The sequence below is a fragment of the Corynebacterium freneyi genome (genome assembly GCF_030408835.1).
GTDB classification, from domain to species: Bacteria; Actinomycetota; Actinomycetes; order Mycobacteriales; family Mycobacteriaceae; genus Corynebacterium; species Corynebacterium freneyi.
The window spans coordinates 138287-159734 of the sequence record NZ_CP047357.1 but is presented as its reverse complement, the minus strand read 5'-3'; the positions used below and the strand labels follow the sequence as shown (position 1 = coordinate 159734).

At 69.6% G+C, this 21448-nt stretch carries 19 protein-coding genes, 1 tRNA gene and 1 other RNA gene; 4 read left to right on the top strand and 17 right to left on the bottom strand.

The window, feature by feature from the left end:
* Positions 1–97: 97 nt before the first annotated feature.
* The 7 genes from CFREN_RS00715 to ffs all read right to left on the bottom strand — a co-directional run bounded on the left by CFREN_RS00715 (position 98) and on the right by ffs (position 7934).
* A complete protein-coding gene (locus CFREN_RS00715) occupies positions 98–2932 on the bottom strand; it encodes a DNA polymerase III subunit gamma and tau (protein WP_209654375.1) in 2835 nt (944 codons plus the stop codon).
* Between the two features lie 26 nt (positions 2933–2958).
* Complete coding sequence (locus CFREN_RS00710) at positions 2959–3453, bottom strand: hypothetical protein (protein WP_070520117.1); 495 nt, start codon at positions 3451–3453, stop codon at positions 2959–2961.
* Positions 3450–4355 (bottom strand): MbnB/TglH/ChrH family RiPP precursor modification enzyme, encoded by a 906-nt coding sequence (locus CFREN_RS00705; protein ID WP_070520153.1) that lies wholly within the window; start codon positions 4353–4355, stop codon positions 3450–3452. Before CFREN_RS00705 ends, CFREN_RS00710 begins: the two co-directional genes overlap by 4 nt.
* On the bottom strand, positions 4352–5359 hold the full coding sequence (locus tag CFREN_RS00700; protein WP_070520119.1) for a TIGR04222 domain-containing membrane protein: 1008 nt from the start codon (positions 5357–5359) through the stop codon (positions 4352–4354). Before CFREN_RS00700 ends, CFREN_RS00705 begins: the two co-directional genes overlap by 4 nt.
* A 45-nt stretch (positions 5360–5404) precedes the next feature.
* Positions 5405–6286: a suppressor of fused domain protein gene (locus CFREN_RS00695; RefSeq protein ID WP_209654376.1), complete on the bottom strand. Its 882-nt coding sequence runs from the start codon at positions 6284–6286 to the stop codon at positions 5405–5407.
* A gap of 61 nt (positions 6287–6347) precedes the next feature.
* Entirely contained in the window at positions 6348–7622 is a 1275-nt protein-coding gene (locus CFREN_RS00690; RefSeq protein ID WP_209654378.1) for an aspartate aminotransferase type Ic, read from the bottom strand.
* A gap of 217 nt (positions 7623–7839) precedes the next feature.
* An RNA gene (gene ffs, locus CFREN_RS00685) (signal recognition particle sRNA small type) lies at positions 7840–7934 on the bottom strand.
* A 115-nt stretch (positions 7935–8049) separates the two neighbouring features.
* On the opposite strand from ffs, the gene CFREN_RS00680 reads away from it, so the two are divergent.
* Entirely contained in the window at positions 8050–8955 is a 906-nt protein-coding gene (locus CFREN_RS00680) for a GDSL-type esterase/lipase family protein (RefSeq protein ID WP_209654380.1), read from the top strand.
* Positions 8956–9094: 139 nt separating this feature from the next.
* Positions 9095–10174, top strand: coding sequence for an arsenic resistance protein (locus tag CFREN_RS00675; protein ID WP_246580157.1), 1080 nt, complete (start codon positions 9095–9097; stop codon positions 10172–10174).
* Positions 10175–10212: 38 nt separating this feature from the next.
* Here CFREN_RS00675 and CFREN_RS00670 read toward each other — a convergent pair.
* The 9 genes from CFREN_RS00670 to gluQRS all read right to left on the bottom strand — a co-directional run bounded on the left by CFREN_RS00670 (position 10213) and on the right by gluQRS (position 18530).
* Positions 10213–10300: transfer RNA gene (locus CFREN_RS00670), tRNA-Ser, on the bottom strand.
* A 132-nt stretch (positions 10301–10432) separates the two neighbouring features.
* Positions 10433–10774 (bottom strand): metal-sensitive transcriptional regulator, encoded by a 342-nt coding sequence (locus CFREN_RS00665; RefSeq protein ID WP_209654382.1) that lies wholly within the window; start codon positions 10772–10774, stop codon positions 10433–10435.
* The gene (locus CFREN_RS00660) at positions 10775–13204 is read right to left on the bottom strand and encodes a heavy metal translocating P-type ATPase (RefSeq protein ID WP_209654384.1); all 2430 of its coding nucleotides are present in this window, start codon (positions 13202–13204) and stop codon (positions 10775–10777) included. It lies immediately after the preceding gene.
* Between the two features lie 102 nt (positions 13205–13306).
* Positions 13307–13453, bottom strand: coding sequence for a hypothetical protein (locus CFREN_RS00655; RefSeq protein WP_168161366.1), 147 nt, complete (start codon positions 13451–13453; stop codon positions 13307–13309).
* Complete coding sequence (locus CFREN_RS00650) at positions 13450–13668, bottom strand: heavy-metal-associated domain-containing protein (RefSeq protein ID WP_070520130.1); 219 nt, start codon at positions 13666–13668, stop codon at positions 13450–13452. Before CFREN_RS00650 ends, CFREN_RS00655 begins: the two co-directional genes overlap by 4 nt.
* Positions 13669–13895: 227 nt before the next feature.
* On the bottom strand, positions 13896–15440 hold the full coding sequence (locus CFREN_RS00645; protein WP_209654386.1) for an AMP nucleosidase: 1545 nt from the start codon (positions 15438–15440) through the stop codon (positions 13896–13898).
* Entirely contained in the window at positions 15437–16009 is a 573-nt protein-coding gene (locus CFREN_RS00640; protein WP_224371048.1) for a flavodoxin family protein, read from the bottom strand. Before CFREN_RS00640 ends, CFREN_RS00645 begins: the two co-directional genes overlap by 4 nt.
* A gap of 267 nt (positions 16010–16276) precedes the next feature.
* Positions 16277–17146 (bottom strand): type IV toxin-antitoxin system AbiEi family antitoxin domain-containing protein, encoded by an 870-nt coding sequence (locus CFREN_RS00635; protein ID WP_070520136.1) that lies wholly within the window; start codon positions 17144–17146, stop codon positions 16277–16279.
* 361 nt (positions 17147–17507) lie between these two features.
* Positions 17508–18530, bottom strand: coding sequence for a tRNA glutamyl-Q(34) synthetase GluQRS (gene gluQRS, locus CFREN_RS00630; protein ID WP_209654388.1), 1023 nt, complete (start codon positions 18528–18530; stop codon positions 17508–17510).
* A 103-nt stretch (positions 18531–18633) separates the two neighbouring features.
* Here gluQRS and CFREN_RS00625 point away from each other — a divergent pair, with 103 nt between their 5' ends.
* Together CFREN_RS00625 and CFREN_RS00620 are read left to right on the top strand one after the other, a co-directional pair.
* On the top strand, positions 18634–19221 hold the full coding sequence (locus CFREN_RS00625) for an NADPH-dependent FMN reductase (RefSeq protein WP_209654390.1): 588 nt from the start codon (positions 18634–18636) through the stop codon (positions 19219–19221).
* A gap of 70 nt (positions 19222–19291) precedes the next feature.
* Positions 19292–20122 carry a queuosine precursor transporter gene (locus tag CFREN_RS00620; protein ID WP_209654392.1) on the top strand — a complete coding sequence of 277 codons (831 nt, stop codon included), beginning with the start codon at positions 19292–19294 and terminating at the stop codon, positions 20120–20122.
* A gap of 59 nt (positions 20123–20181) precedes the next feature.
* Here CFREN_RS00620 and tgt read toward each other — a convergent pair whose 3' ends face one another.
* Positions 20182–21429, bottom strand: coding sequence for a tRNA guanosine(34) transglycosylase Tgt (gene tgt, locus CFREN_RS00615; RefSeq protein WP_217124664.1), 1248 nt, complete (start codon positions 21427–21429; stop codon positions 20182–20184).
* Positions 21430–21448: the final 19 nt, after the last annotated feature.

Sequence of the window (21448 nt, the reverse complement as noted above, 5' to 3'; positions counted from 1 at the left end):
GCGGGGGCCGGGGTGCGGCCTGGCCGCGCCGCCCGGTCGGGCGTTGTTCGCCCATGTCGCCGCCGATTGTAGCGGCGCCTCCGGATGCCCCGGGTACTTACATGGGCTTGGCGCCGAGTTCCTTGGCCAGCAGTTCCATTACGACGGTTTTCTGGTCGCGATGGTCCAGCTCTCCCGGGGTGCGGGCGGCGTCGATGAGTTCGCGTTCCTCGTCGTCGAGGCCGTCCCGGTCGACGCCGGGCGCCGGCGGGGTCGCTCCGCCCGTTCCCGACGGGCCCGTGGGCGTCGATGGCGTCGGTCCGCCGACGTCGTGACGACCGCGGCGGCCACCGTAGTCGGGGTGGCCGCCGAAGTCCGGTTCGGGCGGCGGAGGCACGTCATCGTATGGCTCCGGCGGCGGAGGCACGTCATCGTACGGTTCGGGCGGCGGGGGAACGTCGTCGTAGCGGCGTTTGACCACGCCCTGCGTTCCCGGTGCCGGCGGCGGCGGAACGTACTTCTTCGGCTCACCCGCACCCTGGTCCCGGGCCGCTGCGGTCTGCTGCACCGCCTGGCGGGCCGCTGCGAGCGCGTCGGACACGCCGGGGTGGCCGCCCTGCGCCGCCTGGCCCGTCCCGTCGCCCGGTCCACCCCGGTTTCCGGATCGACCGTTCGAGTCTTCGGCGTTTCGCTGCGCGGCTTCTTGGGCGCGGCGGCGTTCCTCGAGGATCCGTCGATACGCGGGCACCGGGCCCGACTGTTCAGCAGGTGCCGAGCTCGACGGTTCAGCGGGCGCCGGGGTCGGCTGTTCAGTGGGTGCCTGGCTGGGTTGCTCGACGGTCGCCGGGTTCGGTTGTTCGGAGGGTTTCGCGTCCTCCGAACCCTCGGCGGCCGGAGCCTGGTGTTGACGCGGGCGCGCGCCCGATCGGTCCGCGCCACCTCGCGGCGCCGTGCCGACGACGCACCGCACCTCGACCTCGATGCCCTCCACCCGCTGGACGGCGGCACCGAGCGCGGCGGCATTGGCGGCATCGTTGAGTCGGTTGGCCAGCGCGCCGGTGTGGTGGCCGATGGTCAGCACGCCATCGTCGAGTGCGATGGGCACGGCCTGCGAGGCCATGACCCGCACGGGAATGTTGTTCTCGCCGGCGTACTCGACGACCTGCGGCCACGCCTGGCGCAGCGACGCCAGGTGATCGCGTGACGACGCCTCCGCCTCCTCGGGCTGCGGGGGCACGGCACCCTCGTCGCCTTCGGCGGCACGGGTCGCGGCCTCGCGTTCCTTGGCCAGACGTTCGCGCTCCGCACGCTCATGCTCACGGGCCTGCTCCTGCATGCGGCGGGAAATCTCGCGCATCTCGAGCGCCTTGCGAGCCTGCTCCTCCTGATCCGGAACATCATGCGCACCGGGCTGCTGGGGCGCAGCGTGCTGAGCCTGCGGCTGCTGCACCGGGGGCTCGGGCTGCTGAGGCTGCGGGGCGGGACCCGACTGCTCGGGCTCCGGCTGCTGAACCGGCGGCTGCTGCGCCTGCTGGGCCGCCTGCGGATTCTGCGCCTGACGCGCCAACCGCGCACGCTGCAACGGCGACAGGTTGGGATCATCGGCGGGACCGCCCACGCCACCGGCCGGCGCCGACTGCTGAGGCTGCTGGGGTTGCGGAACCTGCTGCCGCTGCTGAGCCTGCTGCCGCCCGTACTGCGGCTGCGACTGCTGAGGCGCCTGACCGGCATGGCCCTGCGCGACGCCCGCACCACCGGCTGCACCCGCCGCGGCACCACCGACGCCACCGCGCTCCAACGCCTCGATGCGCTGGATCAACGACTCCACCGTCTGCTCCGAGGCCGGCAACAGCATCCGCGCGCACAACACCTCGAGCAACAACCGCGGCGACGTCGCACCGGACATGTCCGGCAAACCCCGCTGCAGCACATCGGCGAACCTGGTCAACGTGCCCGTCGGCACCGACGTCGCCTGCTCCCGCATCGCCTCCACGCGATCCTCGGGAGCATCGACCAGCCCCTCCTCCATCGCATTCGGCACCGCCGCGATGACCAGCAAATCACGCACCCGGCCCAGAAGATCCTCCGCGAACCGCTTCGGATCCTGCCCGGACCTGATCACGCGGTCCACGCACCCGAACAACGCGGCCCGATCGGCCGAAGAGAGAGCCGACAACGCGTCGTCAAGCAACGACTGATCCGTCACGCCCAGCAGACCCGCCGCCAAGTCGTACGTCACGCCGTCCGGGCCCGCGCCCGCCAACAGCTGATCCATCACCGACAGCGAATCACGCGGTGAACCGCCACCGGCACGCACGACCAGCGGATACACGTCATCGGCAACCGGAACCCGCTCCTCGCCGACGATGCGCTCCAACAGCCCCCGCATCAGATTCGGCGGCAACAACCGGAACGGGTAATGATGCGTGCGCGACCGAATCGTCGTCAGCACGCTCTCCGGTTCCGTCGTCGCGAAAATGAAGATCAGATGCTCCGGCGGTTCCTCCACGATCTTCAGCAGCGCATTGAAACCCTGCTGCGTGACCATGTGCGCCTCATCGATGATGAAAATGCGGTACCGCGACTCCGCCGGCGCGTACATCGCCTTCGCGCGCAGATCGCGCATGTCCTCGACCTTGTTGTGCGACGCCGCATCCAGCTCCACCACGTCCAGATTGCCCGGGCCACCCGGCCCCAGCGCCACGCACGAAGCGCACTTCCCGCACGGCGTCGCCGTCGGCCCCTCCGCGCAATTGAGGCTGCGCGCCAAAATCCGCGCCGACGACGTCTTGCCGCAACCACGCGGCCCCGAGAACAGGTACGCATGGTTGATCCGGTCCGGGGTCCCGTCCGCGCCACGCGATTCCAGGGCCGCGGACAGGGGGTCGGTCACATGCCGCTGCCCCACGACCTCGGCAAACGTCGCCGGACGATACTTCCTGTACAGAGCCACGGGCCCAGCCTACCGGCCACCCCGGATCACGCACCGCCCGCATTCGACCGGTCCCGGCCGCCGAACCGCCGCCGACTCCCCACCCGGACCATCCACCGCCCATGGTCGCGCACCATCCGCACCCGCGCCGACCCCGCCGCGAGATCCCGCAACACCAGCAGTTCATCGACCACCGCCGACGGCACCGCCATCCGCCCGCACACATGCGCCGAAAACTCCGCGGCCTCCGCACGCGTCGATTCGCCGGCTGCTCCCCCACCGGATTCGACCCAGTCCAGGTACTCCGCGGTCACGCCCCGCCACGCCGACAGGAACTCCGCCAACAACGGCGCCCGGTGCGCGATCGAGCCGGACCTCTTGATCCGCAGCTGCGTCCGCGACCACGCCACCTGCGCCGCGTCCAGCGCCGGCCCCGCATCCCCGGCGAGCGCTTCGTCCGCGGCGTCCTGGCTTGACGACGCCAACGCCCTCGCCACCGCCGCCTGCCTCGCCGCCAGCCGGGCGTGGTCCGCCGCACTCACCCGCCGGCCCCTCGGTCCGGCCGGTGGGCGTCGTCAAGCGCGGCAGCCACCGCCCCCAGCTCGGCCAGCATCTCCTCTGACGTCGGGTACGCCCCATCCCGCTCGATCATCGTCGGCGGCGCGGGACGACCCGCCGCCCGACACCGATCCGCCAACGCCGACAACAACTCCAGAACCTGCGGCGGCACCGGATCGACATGCGAATCGACGTACCGCCCGGCGCGCATGTGACCACCCGCCACGTGCACGTAGGCGATCGGCTCGACCGGGAAGCGCGCCAACTCCGCCACCGGATCGAGACCACGGTTGACCGCATTGGCGTACACGTTGGCCACGTCCAGGACCAGCCCCGCCCCCGTCGCCGCGCACACCTCCGCCGCGAAATCACCCTCCGCCATCGTCGACTCCGGCCAATCCACCATCGCCGACACATGCTCCAACGCCACCGGCACCGGAATCCGATCCACCACGGCACGGTAATTGCGCGCGATGACGCCGACTTGCTCCATCGTCTGCGGCGGCGCCACCAAATGCCCCACGTCGACGCCGCCCGCCCTGGTGAACGCGATGTGCTCGCTGGCCAACGGCGACCCCAACGCCTCCGCCGCCCGCGCCAGCACCGACGGGTCGCCCACGTCGTCCGGATCCGCCGACGCCAACGACAACCGCAACCCATGCGGAACCACCGCCGTGCCCCGCTCGATGAGCCCGGCCAACGGCGGCGGGACGGTGACCGGCGCTGCGGCGGAAGCGGCATCGCCGTCGGCCGGGAAGAGCGAATCGGCGACGACCTCCGTCCACGCCGGCGCCGCCGCCGACACCGCCACCGCCGTGCCCGGACGCCACGCGATGGTCGGGCCGGTCAGGGCAGCCGGTCCGGTGAGGGCTGCCGGTCCGGTCATGAACCGCAGCCCCCGCACCCTCCGCCGCCGCAGCCCCCGTCACCGCCGCTGCCGCAGCCGGACGTCGATGAGCCGTCCCCGCCGCCGATCGTGCCCGTCCACATGAATTTGTCGTACGCGTCCAGCAACAGCGGGGACACGACGCCCGCAGCCGCCAATCCTCCGACCGCCACGAGCATGAGGCCCTGACGGCGATCCGGGAGCATTACCACCGTGTCTCCCAGACGCGACACCTCCGCCTCCAACGCTCCGCGGACCTGAATGCCCCGTTCCGTGAGCTGGTCGCCGATGTCCAGGGGAAAGCGGCGGAAGTTCGCGATGCCGATGACGAGGAGCAGACCCAAGAAAAGAATGACCACCATCCCCTCGACCGGGCGGCCGTTGCCCGCCGCGATCATCGTCCTGATGACGCTGATCAGGAAGTACATCCCGAACGCGGCGAGGGCCATGGCGGAATGGGGGTGAATCCGGTGCGGGGACACCAAACCCGCGTCGGCGAGTTCCCTGCGGATCGTCTCGACCTCGCCGATCACGAAACTCCGGGATCTCTTGTTGATCATCCCGTGCGGCCTCGCTCCCTCGAGCATCGTCGTCGCCGCCGGGCTGAGCCCCTGCGCCGGGCCCGCAACCCCCGGCGCCCACGAACCGGTTCCCGCGGTGACCTCGGGGGACAACCTGATCTTGTCGTTCGTGTGTTCCTGAGTCGTCAGCGCCCCGGCCATCTCCAACTCGGCGAATGCGAGGTCGGTCACGCGGCGGCGTCCACCGCACAGGTACGCCGCATGCTGCGGGGGCATCGACGCCGCGGTGTGCACCGCCCAACCCTGCGGCCGCTCGGTTGCCTCGCGGATGCCCTTGTGGGCACGCACCTTCCCGGCAATGTCCGCGATGAGCCACAGCACGAAGCCGACGCCGAGCCCGACCCCCATGAGCACCAGCCACGTCGGACCATCGACGCCCCACAGGGGGCGTGAATGAAAGAGGAAATCCCCGATGTCGGTCATCGCATCCGCCTTTCGTTCATGACGGAAAGCGTAAGGCCCCTTCCCCTACTGCGCCACCGACCCACGCCGCAGATCGCGAAGGTCCGCGTCCGCTTCGGCGAGCAACCGCATCAACGAATCGACGCCGTGTGCGTCGGCATGCGCGTACTCGTCGTCGGTGATCGGGACCAACTGCGTCACCGTGGTCAGGCGCGCCCCACCGGTGACGGCGTCGGCGACACCGCCCGCCTCCTGGTGAAGCGAGATCCTGCCGGGCTCCTCCGTGATGGTCGGCACGCCATCCGGCCACACGTACGGCACGACGCACAACAAGTGCGGCGTGGTGGCGCCCGACGCCGCGAAACCCGACTGCCCGGCGGGATCCCCCGCCGAATCGCCCGCAGAATCGTCCGCAGACCCCTCCCCGGGCACCCCGGGCCCGGAATCCAGGCCGATGCGCACGGCATCCGGGATCACCGACCCCGGCGTCGGCCCCGCGGCCTCGGGATCATCGGCGACCACCGCAGCGGCACCGGCGACGATGCGGGCCATGGCCGAGTCATCGCCGGAATCGGCGCCGCCCACGGAATCCGGGTAGGCGACCAGGAACATCTCGACGCGGACGTCATCGTCGCCCGGCGTGCGCAGCCCCACGTCGACGCGCCCGAAATCCACCGTGAACGCGGCGACCTCACGACGCCGCGCCTCGGCACCGGCGCCAGCAGCCTCGGCCTCTGCACCCCCGGCGGGCTCACCGGCACCGCCTTCGACGACCTCACCGCCGCCGACCACCCCGACTGCATCGACGCCGTCGACGACCTCGGGCACCTCATCGGCGTCGGCGGGCTCGTCGTAAAGCGAAAACTCCGCGACCGTCACCGGAATGCCCGGCCGCGACTTGACGCGACGCCGACCCGGCAACGTCGCCCCGCGCTCGGCGATGCGCACCGCCCCCGGAAAAAGGCGGCGCGCCCAATAAGCAGTCTCCCGAAGATCCACGAAACTCCCGCTAGCGAGCCGCGAACCGCTCGGCCGCCGCCAGCAGCACGCACGTGGCCACGCCGTCCATCGCCGCCTCGAGCTCCTCGATCGGCGGCAGCGACGGCGCCAGGCGAATGTTGCGGTCGTTGGGGTCGTCCTTCAGCGGGAACGACGAACCCGGGCCGGTCAGCGCGATGCCGGCCTCCTTGGCCAGCTCGATCACGCGGCGGGCCGTGCCGTCGACGACGTCGAGCGAAATGAAGTACCCGCCCTTCGGCGTCGTCCACTCGGCCACGCCGTACTCGCCCAGCCGCTCGTTCAACAGCTCCAGCACGCGGTCGAACTTCGGAGCCAGCGACTCCCGGTGGCGCATCATCTGCGCGCGCACCCCGTCGGCGTCGCCGAAGAACTTCAGGTGCGCCAGCTGGTTGACCTTGTTCGGGCCGATGCCGCGAATCGACGCATGCCGCACGTAGTCGACGATGTTCGCCTCCGACGACGCGAAGAACGCCACGCCCGCGCCGGCGAACGTGATCTTCGACGTCGACGCGAACTCCCACACGCGATTGCCGTTGCCGGCCTCCTCGGCCCACGTGATCACCGGGTGGTTGGCCGGGAACTCGTCGGTGAGGGTGTGCACCATGTAGGCGTTGTCCCAGATCAGGCGGAAGTCCGGGGCGGCCGTCGGCATCTCCACGAGACGTCGGCAGACCTCCTCCGAGTAGGTGACGCCCGTCGGGTTGGAGAACACCGGCACATTCCACATGCCCTTGATCTGCGGGTCCGCGGCGACGAGACGCTCGACCATGTCCATGTCCGGGCCGTCGTCGTTGAGCGGCACCGGGATCATCTCGAAGCCGAAATGCTCGGTGATGGAGAAGTGGCGGTCGTAGCCGGGCACCGGGCACAGCCACTTCAGCACCGGCTCCTCGTTCCACGGGCGCTCGGAGTCGGCGGTGCCGAACTGCATGGCCCAGCTGATCAGGTCGAACTGGATGTTCAGGCTCGACGCGTCGCCGGCGATGACGTTGGCCACCGGCAGGTCCAGCAGGCCCGCCCACAGCTCGCGGATGCCCGCGATGCCCTTGAGGTTGCCGTAATTGCGGACGTCTTCGCCGTCGTCCGTGACGTAGTCCGGTGCCGGCAGTCCCAGCAGCGGGTTGGCGAAGTCGAGCTGCTCCGCCGACGGCTTGCCTCGGGTGAGGTCGAGCTTCAGGCCCTTGGCCTTGAGGTCGGCGTATTCCTTCGCGAGATCATCCTTGAGCTGCGCCAGCTCGTGGGAATCGTACGAATCCAGCTTCATGGCAGGCATCCTTCATCCATCGACGGCGCCGGTCGGGCCGCCCGGGATGACGGCCACCGTGGACCGGTGCAGTTGTCAACGGAAAGAATAGAGCACAACGGCGTGACGCTGCATCGTGGCCGTCGCGGGTGCCCTGCCGTCGTTGTGCTTGACGACGCCTCCCCCGGGCGCAGCGGCCGAAACCCCAAGACATGGGCCCCGAGACATGCCCCAAGACATGAGGGGACCCCACGCACCCGCCAGAGCCCGCTGACCCTTGCTGCATTCCTGCCCTGGGGGAGTTCACGAGATGGACGCCGCATGGGGTCCGGCCCACACCATAACCCAGTCGGTGCCGACGGCGCCAACCCCGCGCCGTCGGCGGCTTTGGCCCCCGAAAGCGAAACATGATTGACAGCCGTCGTTATAGAACCGAGACTTATTGCCCATGAGCCTCAGCCTTCGCGCGCGCCTGTCCGGGCTGCGCCGCTCCACCATCGCCCTCGCCACCGCCGCCTGCGCCACCGGCCTCGTCGCAGCCGGCGCCACGGTCGCGGCGCCCACCGCCGACGCCAACCCGGCGGGCACGGAGCTCGTCGTCTTCGGCGACTCCTTCGCGGCCAATCCGACGCTGCCCGCCGGCCACATCATCGCGGGCACGGCCCCGAACAGCGGCTCCCGCGCCCCCGTCCACGGCCCCGGCGGTTGCCCGCAGGACCCCGAGAACTGGCCGCGCGTCGCCGCCGGCATCCTCGACGTGCCGCTGGCCGACTACTCCTGCAACGGCACCGGCCGCGTCCCCTACCTGGACCTGATCAACTCGGTGACCGCAGCCATCGCCAACGGTGATCTCGGTCCGGGCACCCGCAAGGTCGCCGTCATGTACGGCGGCCTCGACGTGCTGCAGTGGGTCGACACCGGCACGCACGTCGCGGGTGTCGCGGGGTCCTTGCCCAGCGGCTACCACGCCACCATCGCCGACATGAAGCGTCGCGTGCAGGAGGCCGCCCCCAACGCCGAGATCGTCATGGCCGGCTACCCGGAGCTCGGCGCGGGCGACAACGTCTGCCTGATCAACGTCACTCCGAACCAGCCGTCGCCGATCATGCTGCCGGGCATCGCCGCCGTCGAAACCGGCCTGCAGTCGTCGATCCGCAACGCCGCCGCGGCCAACGGCATCCGGTTCGTGGATATGAAGGCCGCCACCGTCGGCCACGGCACCTGCGCCGCCCCGGATTCGCAGCGTTACGTCTCCGGCATCTACGACCAGACCAGCGACCACAACATGAAGCTGCACCCGACGCTGGAGGGTTCGCGCGCCATGGGTCGCATCATGGCCGACAACCTGCGCTGACCGGCTGCACGGCCGTTGCCCGGCGTCACCTCCGCGGAAGCTCGCGCATCCGCGCCGGAGCCCGTCCTTCACTAGATTCGGTGGGGACGGGTTCCGCCGCGTTTGCGGCGGGGCGGCACACCGCGCGAAGGGAGGCGTCGTGACGAACCCCGGAGTGCGCCGCGGCCGGTCCGTGCCGCAGTGGTGGGACGACAACCAGGTGCCGCTGTATTTCGCGGCCATCGCCGTCGGCGCGGCCATCGGCCTCGGCGCGGAGCGCGTCGGGTTGCCGGGCCTGCCGGCGGCGTTGGCGTGGTGGACCACGCCGACGTTGGGGTTGCTGCTGTTCGCCACGTTCCTGTCGGTGCCGATCACCCGCATCGGCCGCGCGTTCGGCGACATTCGCTTCGGTGCGGCGATCGTGGGCGTGAATTTCTTCGTCACGCCGTGGGTGGTGTTCGGCCTGTCCAGGTTCGTCCAGGATGACCGGGGGCTGCTCATCGGCATGCTGCTGGTGTTGTTGGCGCCGTGCATCGATTACGTCATTCCGTTCACGGGGCTGGCGGGCGGGGCGCGGGCGCGGTTGCTGGCGGCGACGCCGTTGCTGCTGTTGTTGCAGATGGTGTCGTTGCCGGTGTACCTGCTGATGTTCGTCGGCCCGGGCCAGCTTTTCGCCGGCGAGGCGCTGGAGGGGTTCCTCGATCCGGGCCCGTTCATCACGTCGTTCGCGTTTCTCATCCTGGTGCCGCTGACGGCTGCGGCGGTGGTGCAGGCCGCCAGCGGCAGGGTCGTTTCGCTTGACGACGTCCCCGCCGCCCCTCCCGGAGGCGTCCGCCATGTCGCGCGCACCGTGGAGGATGTCATGGCCGCGGCGATGGTGCCGTTGATGATGGCGGTGCTCGCGTTGGTCATCGCCTCGCAGATCGCCGACGTGACGTCGCGTTTCGGGGATCTCGCGCGGTTGGTGCCGCTGTACGCCGCCTACGTGCCCATCGCCCTGGGGCTGGGCGTCGCGTCGGCGAAGTTCGCGCGCCTCGACGTGCCGGCCGTCCGCGCGGTCGCCTTTTCCGCGGTGACGCGCAATTCCCTCGTCGTGTTGCCGTTGGCCCTGTCCCTGCCCGAGGGGTTGGAAATCGCGGCGCTGGCCGTCGTCACGCAAACGATGGTGGAACTGGTGGCGATGGTGATCATGGTGAAGATCGTGCCCCGCCTCATCCGCGAACCCGCCCACTCCGAATAGCGAAAGCCCCCCTGGTCACAGGACCAGGGGGCTTTCTTTGGCGGAGGATAGGGGATTTGAACCCCTGAGGGATTGCTCCCAACTCGCGTTCCAGGCGAGCGCCATAGGCCGCTAGGCGAATCCTCCGCGTCGAAGATTACCCAAGGGGTCCAGTTTCCACAAAATCCCTGGCCAGCGCCCCGGGTCAGTGGCCGTACCCGCCCCGGATGCTGCCGCCCCGCCGCGGAGGCCTACGCCCCGTTCGCCCGGCGCGGCCGACTATTTGGCCAGGCGGCGGATGGCGTCGTTGGCCTCCCGGAGCTTGACCTCCAGCTCGTCGCCACCGCTCTGCGCGGCGGAGACGACGCAGTGGCGCATGTGGTCCTCCAGCAGCGCCAGCGACACCGACTTCAACGCCGAGCTCAGCGCGGAGATCTGCGTGAGGATGTCGATGCAGTACTCCTCCTCGTCGATCATCCGATGCACGCCGCGGACCTGCCCCTCGATGCGCTTGAGCCGCGCGAGGTAGCGCTTCTTGTCGCTGATGTACCCGTGGTGCGCGTGACACCCGCAGTCGCCGGCATCGGCGTCACCGCCGCAGCATTCGATTCCGTCGGACATCTAGACCCCTTCCTTCACGCGATCCGCGGGGCCGTCGTCGGCACGCTCGGCGGCACCATCACCGACATGCTCGGCGGCACCATCACCGACATGCTCCGCCTTGCTGCGGAAGCCCTTCAGCCGCAGACTGTTGGACACCACGAACACCGACGAAAACGCCATCGCCGCGCCCGCCAGCATCGGGTTGAGCAGCCCCAGCGCCGCCAGCGGAATCGCCGCCACGTTGTAGGCGAACGCCCAGAACAGGTTTCCCTTGATCGTGGCCAGCGTCCGTCGCGCCAGCCGCACCGCGTCGACGGCGGCCATGAGGTCGCCGCGCACGAGCGTCACGTCGGACGCCTGGATCGCGGCGTCGGTGCCGGTGCCCATCGCCAGGCCCAGGTCGGCCTGCGCGAGGGCCGCCGCATCGTTGACGCCGTCGCCGACCATCGCGACGACCCGTCCCTCGGCCTGCAGCTCCTTGACCACGTCGACCTTGTCGGCGGGCATGACCTCCGCACGAATGTCGTCGATGCCCACCTCATCGGCGACATGCTTTGCGACGACCTCATTGTCGCCCGTCAGCAGCACCGGTTCCAGTCCAAGCCCGCGAAGTTCGGCAATCGCCTTCGCCGACGTCGGCTTCACCTGATCGGACACGACCAGCACACCGCGGATGTCGCCCTCCCACGCGACGGTCACGGCGGTGCGACCGGCGGACACGGCGGCGTCGAAACGCTCGGCCAAGTCGGCGGGCATCTCACCGAGATTGCGCCCGACGGTCACCTCCACCGGCCCGTCGGAGGTGCGCACGCTCGCCCGCACGCCGCGGCCCGGCAGATTGACGAAATCCGCCACCGGCGGCAGCGACGGCCGATCGTCGCCGCCGTCGACCAGCAGATTCCCGCCCACTACGGGCGACGCGCCGGCCAACTCCGCCCGCGCACCGTCGGCGATGGCCCGCGCGATGGGATGCTCCGACGCGGACTCCACCGCCCCGGCGCGGCGCAACAACTCGGCCCGGTCGACGCCCTCGCCGGCCCACGCCTCGACCAACGCCATGTCTCCGCTGGTCACCGTGCCGGTCTTGTCCAGCACGATGGTGTCCACGCGCCGCGTCGACTCCAGGACCTCCGGCCCCTTCAGCAGCACGCCCATCTGCGCGCCCCGGCCGGTGCCCACCAGCAGCGCGGTCGGCGTCGCCAGGCCCAGGGCGCACGGGCACGCGATGATCAGCACCGCCACCGCCGCGGTGAACGCCGCCGACGGCGGGAAACCCGCCCCCAGCCACGCGCCGAGCGTCGCCACCGCAATCGCGATGACCACGGGCACGAACACTCCGGAAATCCGGTCCGCCAAACGCTGGACCTCGGCCTTCCCCGACTGCGCGGCCTCCACCAGCTTCGCCATCTGCGCCAGCTGCGTGTCCGCGCCGACGCGCGTGGCCTCCACGACCAACCGCCCCGACGCGTTGACCGTCGCACCGGTGACGTCGTCGCCGACGCGCACCTCCACCGGCACCGACTCGCCGGTGAGCATCGACTCGTCGACCGCCGATCCCCCTTCGACGACCCGCCCGTCCGTGGCGATCTTCTCGCCGGGCCGCACCACGAAACGGTCCCCCACCTTCAGCGTCGACGCCGGAACGAGCCTTTCGCCGGCGTCGTCAAGCAAACGCACGTCCTTGGCGCCGAGGTCCAGCATCGCGCGCAACGCGTCGCCGGCGCGGTGCTTGGCGCGTTTCTCGAAGTACCGACCGCCCAGCACGAACATGATCACGCCCGCGGCGACTTCGAGATACACGTTCGCCGCCCCATCCGTCGGCGCGACGGACAACGTGAACTCGTGCTTGAGCCCCGGCGTGCCCGCGGTGCCCAGGAACAGCGCGTACAGCGACCACGCGAACGCCGACACCGTGCCGACGGTGATCAGCGTGTCCATCGTCGCCTCGCCGAGACGCAGGTTCTTCCACGTCGCGCGGTGGAACGGCCAGCCGGCCCACACCACCACCGGCGCGGTCAGCGTCAACGCCAGCCACTGCCAGTTCGTGAACTGCAGCACCGGGAACATCGAGATCAGGATCACCGGCACCGACAGCACCGCCGACCCGATCAGCCGGTTGCGCAGGGCCTCCAGCTCACGGTCCGCGGCGGTCTGCCCCGCATTGCTTGACGACGCCCCGTCTCCCGGTTGCCCGCCGCCACCCTCGGGTTGCGGCGGGGGCGGCAGCGTGGCGGAGTAGCCGGCGGCGTCGATGGTGTCGATCAGTTGCTGCGGATCGAACCCCTCGGGCACCGTGACGTGCGCCTTTTCGGTGGCGTAGTTGACGGTCGCGGTGACGCCGTCGAGTTTGTTGAGCTTGCGTTCGACGCGGTTCGCGCACGACGCACAGGTCATGCCGCCGACATCGAGATCAAACTGCCGACCCGCGGTGTCCGTGGGCGTCGACATCGATTCACTTCCTTGTTGCCGGTTGCCGATTGCCGCGCGCCCCGACCGGCTGGCAAGGGGCGCGGCGGCGTTAATGAGGGTGGGTGTCAGTACGCGTGGGTGTCAGTGCGCGTGGGTGTTCGTCGCCGCGGAATCCAGCCACGCCTCGACGACGCCCTCGGGTACGAATACGCCCGCGAGGACGTAGGCGAGGACGAACACCACCGCCAGAATCAGCGCATACGCGCCAAGACGAACCGCGGGGCTCATGCCCCGGCCGGACGAGCCTCGTAGCCCGCCTCCTCCACGGCGGCGATGACGGCGGCCGGGTCGACCGACTCGTCGGAGATCACGGTCATCGCGTCGTTGGCGCGATCGACCTCGACCGCGGTGACTCCCGCGACCTCGCCGACCTCCTCCTTCACCGACGCCTCGCAGTGTCCGCAGGTCATGCCCGTGACGATGTAGTTGGCCTTGATGCTCATGCTTGATCTCCCATTCCCGGCCGCGCGTCGACGGCCGCATCCATCGAATGCACTCACGTGCACACAGCCGACGTTATACCCACTGGGGGTATGTCGCAAGGGCGAATCGGTCGCCGCTACCGCCACGCCGAACCGCGCGGCGACCGACCGTCGTCAAGCAAAAATGCCCGCCCCCAACAGGCCCGCACTCCCGACACGCGCACCCCCGAACGCGCGACCGCCACCGACTACCGGAACGCCACCTCCCCCACCGGCCTGCGCAACTTCCGCGAATGCAACTCCCCCGGATTCGCCGACATCGCCTCGCACGCCCGAACCGCCGTCATCAAATGCTCCACCTTCGACGCCTGATAAAACGCACGCGCCGCCTTCGGCAACTTCGGCTGATCATGCAACGGCATATCCGACACGCTCAACAACGCCCCATACGGCACCCGGAAGCGATACCCGTTCGCCGCAATCGTCGCCGACTCCATCTCCACCCCGATCGCCGTCGACTTCTGCAGCTCCCGGTAAATGTCCGACTGCGCCCGCCACTCCCAATTGCGATCCGACGTCGACAACACCGTGCCCGTCCGCAACCGCTTGCGCAGCTCATCGCCATCCAGGCCCGACACCCGCCGCAACGCCGCCGTCACCGCCATCTGCACCTCCGCGATCGGCGGAATCGGCTTCTCCAACGGCACCAAATGATCCAACACCCCATCCGACCGGTCGTAGCCGTTGGCCAGGATCATGTCGCCGATGCGCATCCGGCCGTCCAACCCGGCGCAATGGCCCACCATCATCCAGCAATGCGGCCGCAGCACCGCCAGGCAATCCGTGATCGTCTTCGCATTCGACGGGCCGACGCCGATGTCGATGATCGTCACGCCCAGCCCGTCCTCCCGCACCAGGTGGTACGCCGGCATCTGCGCCGACGACGCATGCGCCCGACACTCCGCCGGCGCCGGCACCCGCCCGATCGGAAACGACACGTCACCCGGGCAGACCAACCGCACGTACGGGCTTGACGACGTCCCCTCCTCCTCGGCCAAGACATCCCCACCGGGGGCGCCCGCGACGCCGTCCGCCGCAAGCGACGCCGCATACTCCAGGAAAACGTCCGTGTGCAGCTGATAGTTGGTGAACAACACGAAACGCTGGATGTGCCCCGCATTCGAACCCGTGTAATGCTCCAGCCGCTGCAACGCCAGATCCACGCGCGGCGCGGCGAACAGACTCAGCGGCTTGACCGGCAGCGACAGGAAATCCGCCTCGCCATCCGCGATGACGTCGTCGACGAACGCCGAATCCACCGGCGTGAAACCACGGTCGATCGCCGCCAAATCAGCCGCGTCGAGGCCCTCGACCGGCGCCGCGTCGTCGAACGTCGGCGTCAAGCGCAGCGGAATCGGCGTGTCCGAAACGCGGACCTCGATCTGGCCGCCGTGGTTGGCCAGCAGGTCCGCGATCTGCCCCCGCAGGTAGCGGGCGAAAAGCCGCGGCCGGGCGATCGTCGTCGCGTACGTGCCCGCGCGGTCGACGAAACCATGGGACAGCGCCGCGTCGACGCCCTCCACCACGTCCACCGTGAATCGCAGCTCCGGGTAGCACGCCGTCACCGGCGCAGGGGCGTCGCCGCCGCCCGCGACGTCCGCGCAGGCCTTCGCGTAGCGATCCACCAGGTACGCCGTGTTCGCGTCGTAGATCTCGATCAGCCGGTCCACCGCCTCGGCCGGATCGTCGTAGAGGTCTCCGTAGCCGGTGGTGGTGGCGAAGGGCGCGCTCATCGGGGTGCCTCCTGGTCTGTGCCGGCGGCGTCCATCAGCAGCGCGGCCATCGTGCCGCCGAGTTCGAGCAGCCGTTCGTTCATCGCGTCGTCGGGGGCGCCGACGAATTCGACGGGTTCCGCCGCGATTTCCCACCCGAAGCCGGTGGTCAGGGAGCGGATGGCCTTCGCGGCGCCGGTGACGTCGTGGCCGCCGCGGATCCACCACGACACCGGCCGGCCCTTGGGGATCTCCCCGGCTTCGGTGGCCGCGTTGACCTCGGCGAACGTCGAGTCGAAGAAGTGCTTCAGCGCTCCGGAGATGTAGCCGAAGTTCGCCGACGTGCCCAGCAGGTATGCGTCGGCGGCGAGAACGTCGGCGGCGGTGGCGTCGAGGGCTTCGACGACGCGGACGTTGACTCCCTCGATGTCGGGGTGGCGGGCGCCGTCGAGTGCGGCGTCGCGGACGGCCCGGAGCAGTGGGGTCGGCGAGTGGTGCACGACCAGCAGCGTCGGCCCGCTTTCTGGTGCGCCGTGGGTGGCGTCGGCGCCGTTGGCGTCGGTCGTCTCGGGGTCGTTCGTGGCGTTCATGGCCCCAGGCTAGCCACGGCCCGCACGCCCCGCAGCGCGCTCGACGCCCCGCACGCCACCCGCCGCATCCACGACTTAGTCGACAAATGCAGCCTCACGCCGGGTGAACGCCGGTATAACCCCAGGAGTCGAAATCGAGAGGCTGCATTTGTCGTCTAACTCCGCGCGGCCCCCTCACGGCACCCCTCCGCCTCACACACTCCGTCGCCTCACCACCGGCCCGCCTCACACGCCCCGCACCGACCCGCCGCATCACACACCCACGCCTCAGCGCCACGGCCCCTCCTCGGCGGCGATCTCGCGCCACCCGTACACCTCGGAGCAGGGGAACTTGTCCCAGGCCGATCGCGTCCGCGTCCCGCCGAGCCGCCAGGCGATGGTGTCGCAGATTTCGTCGATCATTTCGTCGAAACGCAGGTCGACGTCGGAGTCCGAGTACCGCAAGATCGCGTAATCCAACCTGATCAGCGCGTTTTGCCGCGCGCGATCCTCGCGGAACGCCCATTTGTCCAGGTGGTATTTCAGCGAGTCGAATTCGATCACCAGCCGCGCGCCGTGGTGCACGATGTCCCAGGTGTGCGCGCCGATGCGCACGTTGAGTTCGATGTCGACGCCGCGCAGTTGCAGCGCCCGCGCGATCCGGGCTTCAATGCGGGAGTAGGCGTGGTCGGGCGCCCATTCGAGGATCGGCAGGATTTTGCCGCGTTTTCCGGCCGGCAGTTCCGCTGCTTCGGCGATGAGTTCGGCCCGCCCCGCCAGTGTGGGATACCGCCGGTCCACGACGTTGGCCACGATCCCCGGGCCCCATACGTCGACCAGGTCGGCGAGGGTTTCGGTGAGCGTCGTAAAGCGGAAACCGTCGCGTTGGACGTACCGCAATGCTTTACGACGATGCGCCCTCGCCCCGCGCACGCCCCGCCTGGTGCGGGCGACGTAAACGTCGAGGTCGCGGGGGACGGTTTTCCGCAGACCCCATGCGTGGGCGGCGATGAGCAGCGCAAACACCGCTTCCGGGGCGCGGGCGGCGATGAGGTGCATGCGCAGCTGGAGCATGGTGACGTTCAACCGGTACACGCCGCGGCGCACCCGCGTGATCCAACCGTTGTCGACCGCGCGCCGGAGGTCGCGTTCCGACATCAGCCGGAGCACGTCGGCGCGGGTCAGCGTCGGCTCGGTTGCGTCGGCCGGTCCCGTGGCGCCGGGCTTCCTTGTGGCGTTGACCGGCCCCGTTGCATCGGACCGTGAACCGGCTGGATGAATGCCTGAATTTTCCCCTGATTCCCCCATGACGGGAAGCGTGGCACGCGCGGGAGGTTTTCGCAGCGCGAGGATCCCCCCCCGAATTCGACAAATGCAGCCTCACGCCAGGTGAACGCTGGTATAATCCCAGGACGCGAAATCGCGAGGCTGCATTTGTCGTCTAACGCCGTGGGCTGGGAAGGCGGGCCGGGGGCGGACGCGGGGGTGAGCAGCGGGGGCGAACCGGGATAACGGCCGATCAGCGAAAGACGACGCGCTCCCGAGGAATCGCCATCAGGTCGAAGACCTCCGGCAGGTCGGCGATGTCGTCGACCTCGGCGAAAACATCTGCGCCCGCACCGCCCGCCCCCGCACCAGCTGCGTCAGCGCCCACACCGGCGGCATCCTCGCGCAAGGCTTCCGCACCGCCCGCGCCCGCAACGCCCGCCCCCGCCCGCAACGACTCGATGATCCACCGTTTCGCCTGCTCGGCGGTGATGTCGCGCAGCGTCACATCGCCGTCGCGTTTGGCCAGCCGCCGCCCCTCGGCGCTGACGACGAGCGGCACATGCGCGTACATCGGCTCGGGCACGCCGAGCAGATGCGCGAGGTGCGCCTGCCGGGGCGCGGAGCTCAGCAGGTCGTCGCCGCGCACGATTTCGGTGACGCCCTGGTCGGCGTCGTCGACGACGACGGCGAGGTTGTAGGCCCACATTCCGTCGGCGCGTCGCAGCACCATGTCGTCGACGTCGCCGGCGATGGTGCCGTGCAGGGCGTCGCGGGCGGTCCATTCGCGCACGTCGGAGCGCAGTCGCAGGGATGGTCCGCGCCCGTCGGCGGCGAGTGCTGCGGCTTTGTCGGCCCGCTGGTCGTCGGTCAGGTCGCGGCAGGTCCCGGGGTATGCGCCGGGGGCGCCGTGGGGTGCGCCGCCGATTTCGGCGAGTTCGCGTTGGATGTCCTTGCGGGAGCAGTAGCAGGGGTATGTGGGCAGGCGGCGGATTGCGTCGTCGTAAAGCGGGTGGCGGTCGGATTGGCGGACGGGTTCGTCGTCCCAGTCGAGGCCGATGGCGGCGAGGTCGGCGAGTTGGCGGGCCTCGTATTCGGGGCGGGATCGTTGGCGGTCGATGTCTTCGATGCGCACGAGGAATCGGCCGCCGGCGGCGCGGGCGCGCGCCCATGCGATGACGGCGGTGCGCAGGTTCCCCAGGTGGAGGTGGCCGGTCGGCGATGGCGCGTATCGCCCGACGTAGGGGCGGGCGGGGGTGTCGGCGGCGGCGTGCATGTTTTCCAGCCTAGGTAAGGGGTTGCTTTACGACGCCCGTCTCGTCGCCTCCGGCCGCGAATCCGTGGTGTCGGCGGCGGGTGTCCGGCGGTATCGTTGGCGCATGAGCAACTACGTCATTTTCGTGGGGTCCCTCCGCAAGGCCTCGACCAACCGTCAGTTGGCGGAGGCTTTCATCCACCATCTGCCGGAGGGCGACACCGCCGCCGTCTTCGACCGCCTGCGCGACGTTCCGTTTTACGACGAGGACCTCGACGTTCCGGGCCAGGAGCCGGAGATCGTCCGCGAGCTGCGGGCCGCGGTGCGTGACGCGGATGGGCTGGTGATCATCACCCCGGAGTACAACCACACGGCGCCGGCGGTGATCACGAACGCCATCGACTGGTGCTCCCGCCCGATGGGTTCGGGCGTGCTGATGGGCAAGCCGTCGCTGGTGATGGGCTTCACCCCGGGGCCGCGGGCGTTGATCGGCGCGATCGCGGTGCTGCGCGAGGCGCTGGTGACGGTGCAGGCGAAGACGGTGCCCACCGATTACACGTGGGGCGACGCGTACCCGCTGCTCAACGGTCGACATCCGAAGGACGTCGATGAGGTGGTCGGCATTCTCCACAAGGCACAGTCGGAGTTGCGTGCTTTGGTCGACGCCGCCCCGGTTGCAATCGACCCGCGTACGGGCGACGCCGCGAACTAGGCGGGGCCACCGGCCGTTTTCCGCTGCTCGGATGCGGTCGTGGCGCGGCGGGGCATTAGACTCACGCCCCATGACCAATTCCGAATCTCCGGCCCACGGTTCTGGGCCGGGCGCTGCCGCGACCCCCGCGTTCACGCCCACGAACTCCCCCCGCACCGACAAGACCAGCACCGCAGCAGGCGCCGCCGCGAAGGCCGGCTCCGCCTCGAAATACGTCGACGCCATCGAGGCCGATGCGCCGCGCCACGTTCCCGTGCAGCGGTCGATGTACCCCATCCTGGTGGGCATCTTCACGGGCATCCTGCTGATCTCGAACATCACCGCCACCAAGGGCGTCGAATTGTTCGGCCTGGTCACCGACGGTGCGTTTTTCCTTTTCCCGCTGAGCTACATCATCGGCGACGTACTGTCGGAGGTGTACGGTTTCCGCGCCACCCGCCGCGCCGTGTACACGGGCTTCGCGGTGCTGGCCATCGGCATGGCCAGCTTCTTCATCGCCATCAACCTGCCTCCGGCGGGCTTCTACGAAAACCAGGAGGCGTTCGAGACCGTCCTGGGCACCGTCCCGCAGCTGGTGCTGGCGGGCCTGGCGGGTTACCTCGTCGGGCAGCTGCTCAACGCGTGGTCGTTGACGGCCATCAAGCGTCGGACGGGCGAGAAGTCGCTGTGGATGCGTCTGATCGGTTCGACGGTGGTCGGCGAGTTCGCCGACACCCTCATCTTCTGCTCCATCGCGGCGTCGGCGATCGGCATCTCCACGTGGGGTGACTTCATCAACTTCGTCATCGTCGGTTTCCTGTGGAAGACCGGCGTGGAGGTCGTGGTTCTGCCCGTGACGTACCAGGTCATCGCCTGGGTGAAGAAGCGCGAGGGCTACTACGACGTGTCGGCGGCCGCCTAAACCCCCCCCGGCCCCTGCGGTAATCCCCGGCGGGGCGGCCATCCGCGGCCGCCCCGCCGCTACTTTTTCTTCCCGGCGTAGTACCGGCCGAGGAACTCGTCGCGGTACTCGTCGAACGTCCCGTCGAGGATCGACGCCCGGATGTTCTCCACCAGCTTCACCATGAAGTGCACGTTGTGGATGGTGCACAGCGTGCTCGCCAGGTACTCCTTCGCCTTGAGCAGGTGGTGGATGTACGCGCGCGAGTAGTTCAGCGACGTGTACGACTCCACCTCCGGATCGATGGGCCCGAAGTCGGTCTTGAACCGCGCGTTCGTCAGCGTGATCTTCCCGTCCAGGGTGTACACGCCGCCGCGGCGCGCCAGCCTGGTCGGGGCGACGCAGTCGAAGGTGTCCGCGCCGGCGGCGACGGCGGCGAAAATGTCGTCCGGCTCCGAAATTCCCAGCAGGTGGCGCGGCCGGTCCTCGGGCAGCTCGTCGGTGACCCACCGGCAGATCTCGCCCAGGCGCTGCTTTTCCAGCGCCCCTCCGATCCCGTATCCGGCGAAGCCGAGTTTCCCGGCGGCTTCGGCGTCGTCGGAAAGCGACACCAACCCCCGCGCGGCACGGCGCCGCAGATCCTCGTACTGGGCCCCCTGCACGACGCCGAAAAGCTGCTGCAGCGGCCGCTCCCCCTCGGCGAGGTCGCCCACCGGACCCGGCACCTGGTTGCGTTCGCGCGTCAGTCGTTCGTGCTCGTCGAGACAGCGTTTCGCCCAGCGGTGCGTCCGCTCGACGGAGGCCTCCTGGTATTGGCGGGTGTTCATCAGGGTGGTCAGTTCGTCGAACGCGAAAATGATGTCCGCCCCGAGCTGGTGCTGGATGCCCATGGACACCTCGGGCGTGAAGCGGTGCGAGCTGCCGTCGATGTGGCTGCGGAAGGTGACGCCCTCCTCGTCGACGAAGGCGTTGCGTTCCTTGCCGGGGGCGACGATGTCGTCGTTTTGCAGGCCGGTGACGTCCATGGCGAGGGTCTTGCGGAAGCCGACGCCGAGGCTCATCACCTGGAATCCGCCGGAGTCGGTGAACGTGGGGCCGTGCCAGTTCTCGAACCGCGTCAGGCCGCCTGCGGCTTCGACGATGTCGGGGCCGGGCTGCAGGTACAGGTGGTAGGCGTTGGACAGCACGGCCTGCGCGCCGGTTGCCCGGATCTGTTCGGGCGTCAGCGTTTTCACCGTCGCCTTGGTGCCGACGGGAATGAACGCGGGGGTTTCCACGTCCCCGTGCGGGGTGCGGATGATTCCGGCTCGCCCCGGCTCGCCGTCCATCTGCTTGACGACGGTGAAG

Coding starts and splice junctions, on each gene's coding strand:
- CFREN_RS00665 (WP_209654382.1), bottom strand. CDS start 10,774: ATGTCCGACGGAATCGAATGCTGCGGCGGTGACGCCGATGCCGGCGAC.
- CFREN_RS00705 (WP_070520153.1), bottom strand. CDS start 4,355: ATGACCGGACCGGCAGCCCTCACCGGACCGGCTGCCCTGACCGGCCCG.
- tgt (WP_217124664.1), bottom strand. CDS start 21,429: ATGGACGGCGAGCCGGGGCGAGCCGGAATCATCCGCACCCCGCACGGG.
- CFREN_RS00655 (WP_168161366.1), bottom strand. CDS start 13,453: ATGAGCCCCGCGGTTCGTCTTGGCGCGTATGCGCTGATTCTGGCGGTG.
- gluQRS (WP_209654388.1), bottom strand. CDS start 18,530: ATGCACGCCGCCGCCGACACCCCCGCCCGCCCCTACGTCGGGCGATAC.
- CFREN_RS00635 (WP_070520136.1), bottom strand. CDS start 17,146: ATGTCGGAACGCGACCTCCGGCGCGCGGTCGACAACGGTTGGATCACG.
- CFREN_RS00690 (WP_209654378.1), bottom strand. CDS start 7,622: ATGAAGCTGGATTCGTACGATTCCCACGAGCTGGCGCAGCTCAAGGAT.
- CFREN_RS00700 (WP_070520119.1), bottom strand. CDS start 5,359: ATGACCGACATCGGGGATTTCCTCTTTCATTCACGCCCCCTGTGGGGC.
- CFREN_RS00650 (WP_070520130.1), bottom strand. CDS start 13,668: ATGAGCATCAAGGCCAACTACATCGTCACGGGCATGACCTGCGGACAC.
- CFREN_RS00625 (WP_209654390.1), top strand. CDS start 18,634: ATGAGCAACTACGTCATTTTCGTGGGGTCCCTCCGCAAGGCCTCGACC.
- CFREN_RS00680 (WP_209654380.1), top strand. CDS start 8,050: ATGAGCCTCAGCCTTCGCGCGCGCCTGTCCGGGCTGCGCCGCTCCACC.
- CFREN_RS00620 (WP_209654392.1), top strand. CDS start 19,292: ATGACCAATTCCGAATCTCCGGCCCACGGTTCTGGGCCGGGCGCTGCC.
- CFREN_RS00640 (WP_224371048.1), bottom strand. CDS start 16,009: ATGAACGCCACGAACGACCCCGAGACGACCGACGCCAACGGCGCCGAC.
- CFREN_RS00660 (WP_209654384.1), bottom strand. CDS start 13,204: ATGTCGACGCCCACGGACACCGCGGGTCGGCAGTTTGATCTCGATGTC.
- CFREN_RS00645 (WP_209654386.1), bottom strand. CDS start 15,440: ATGAGCGCGCCCTTCGCCACCACCACCGGCTACGGAGACCTCTACGAC.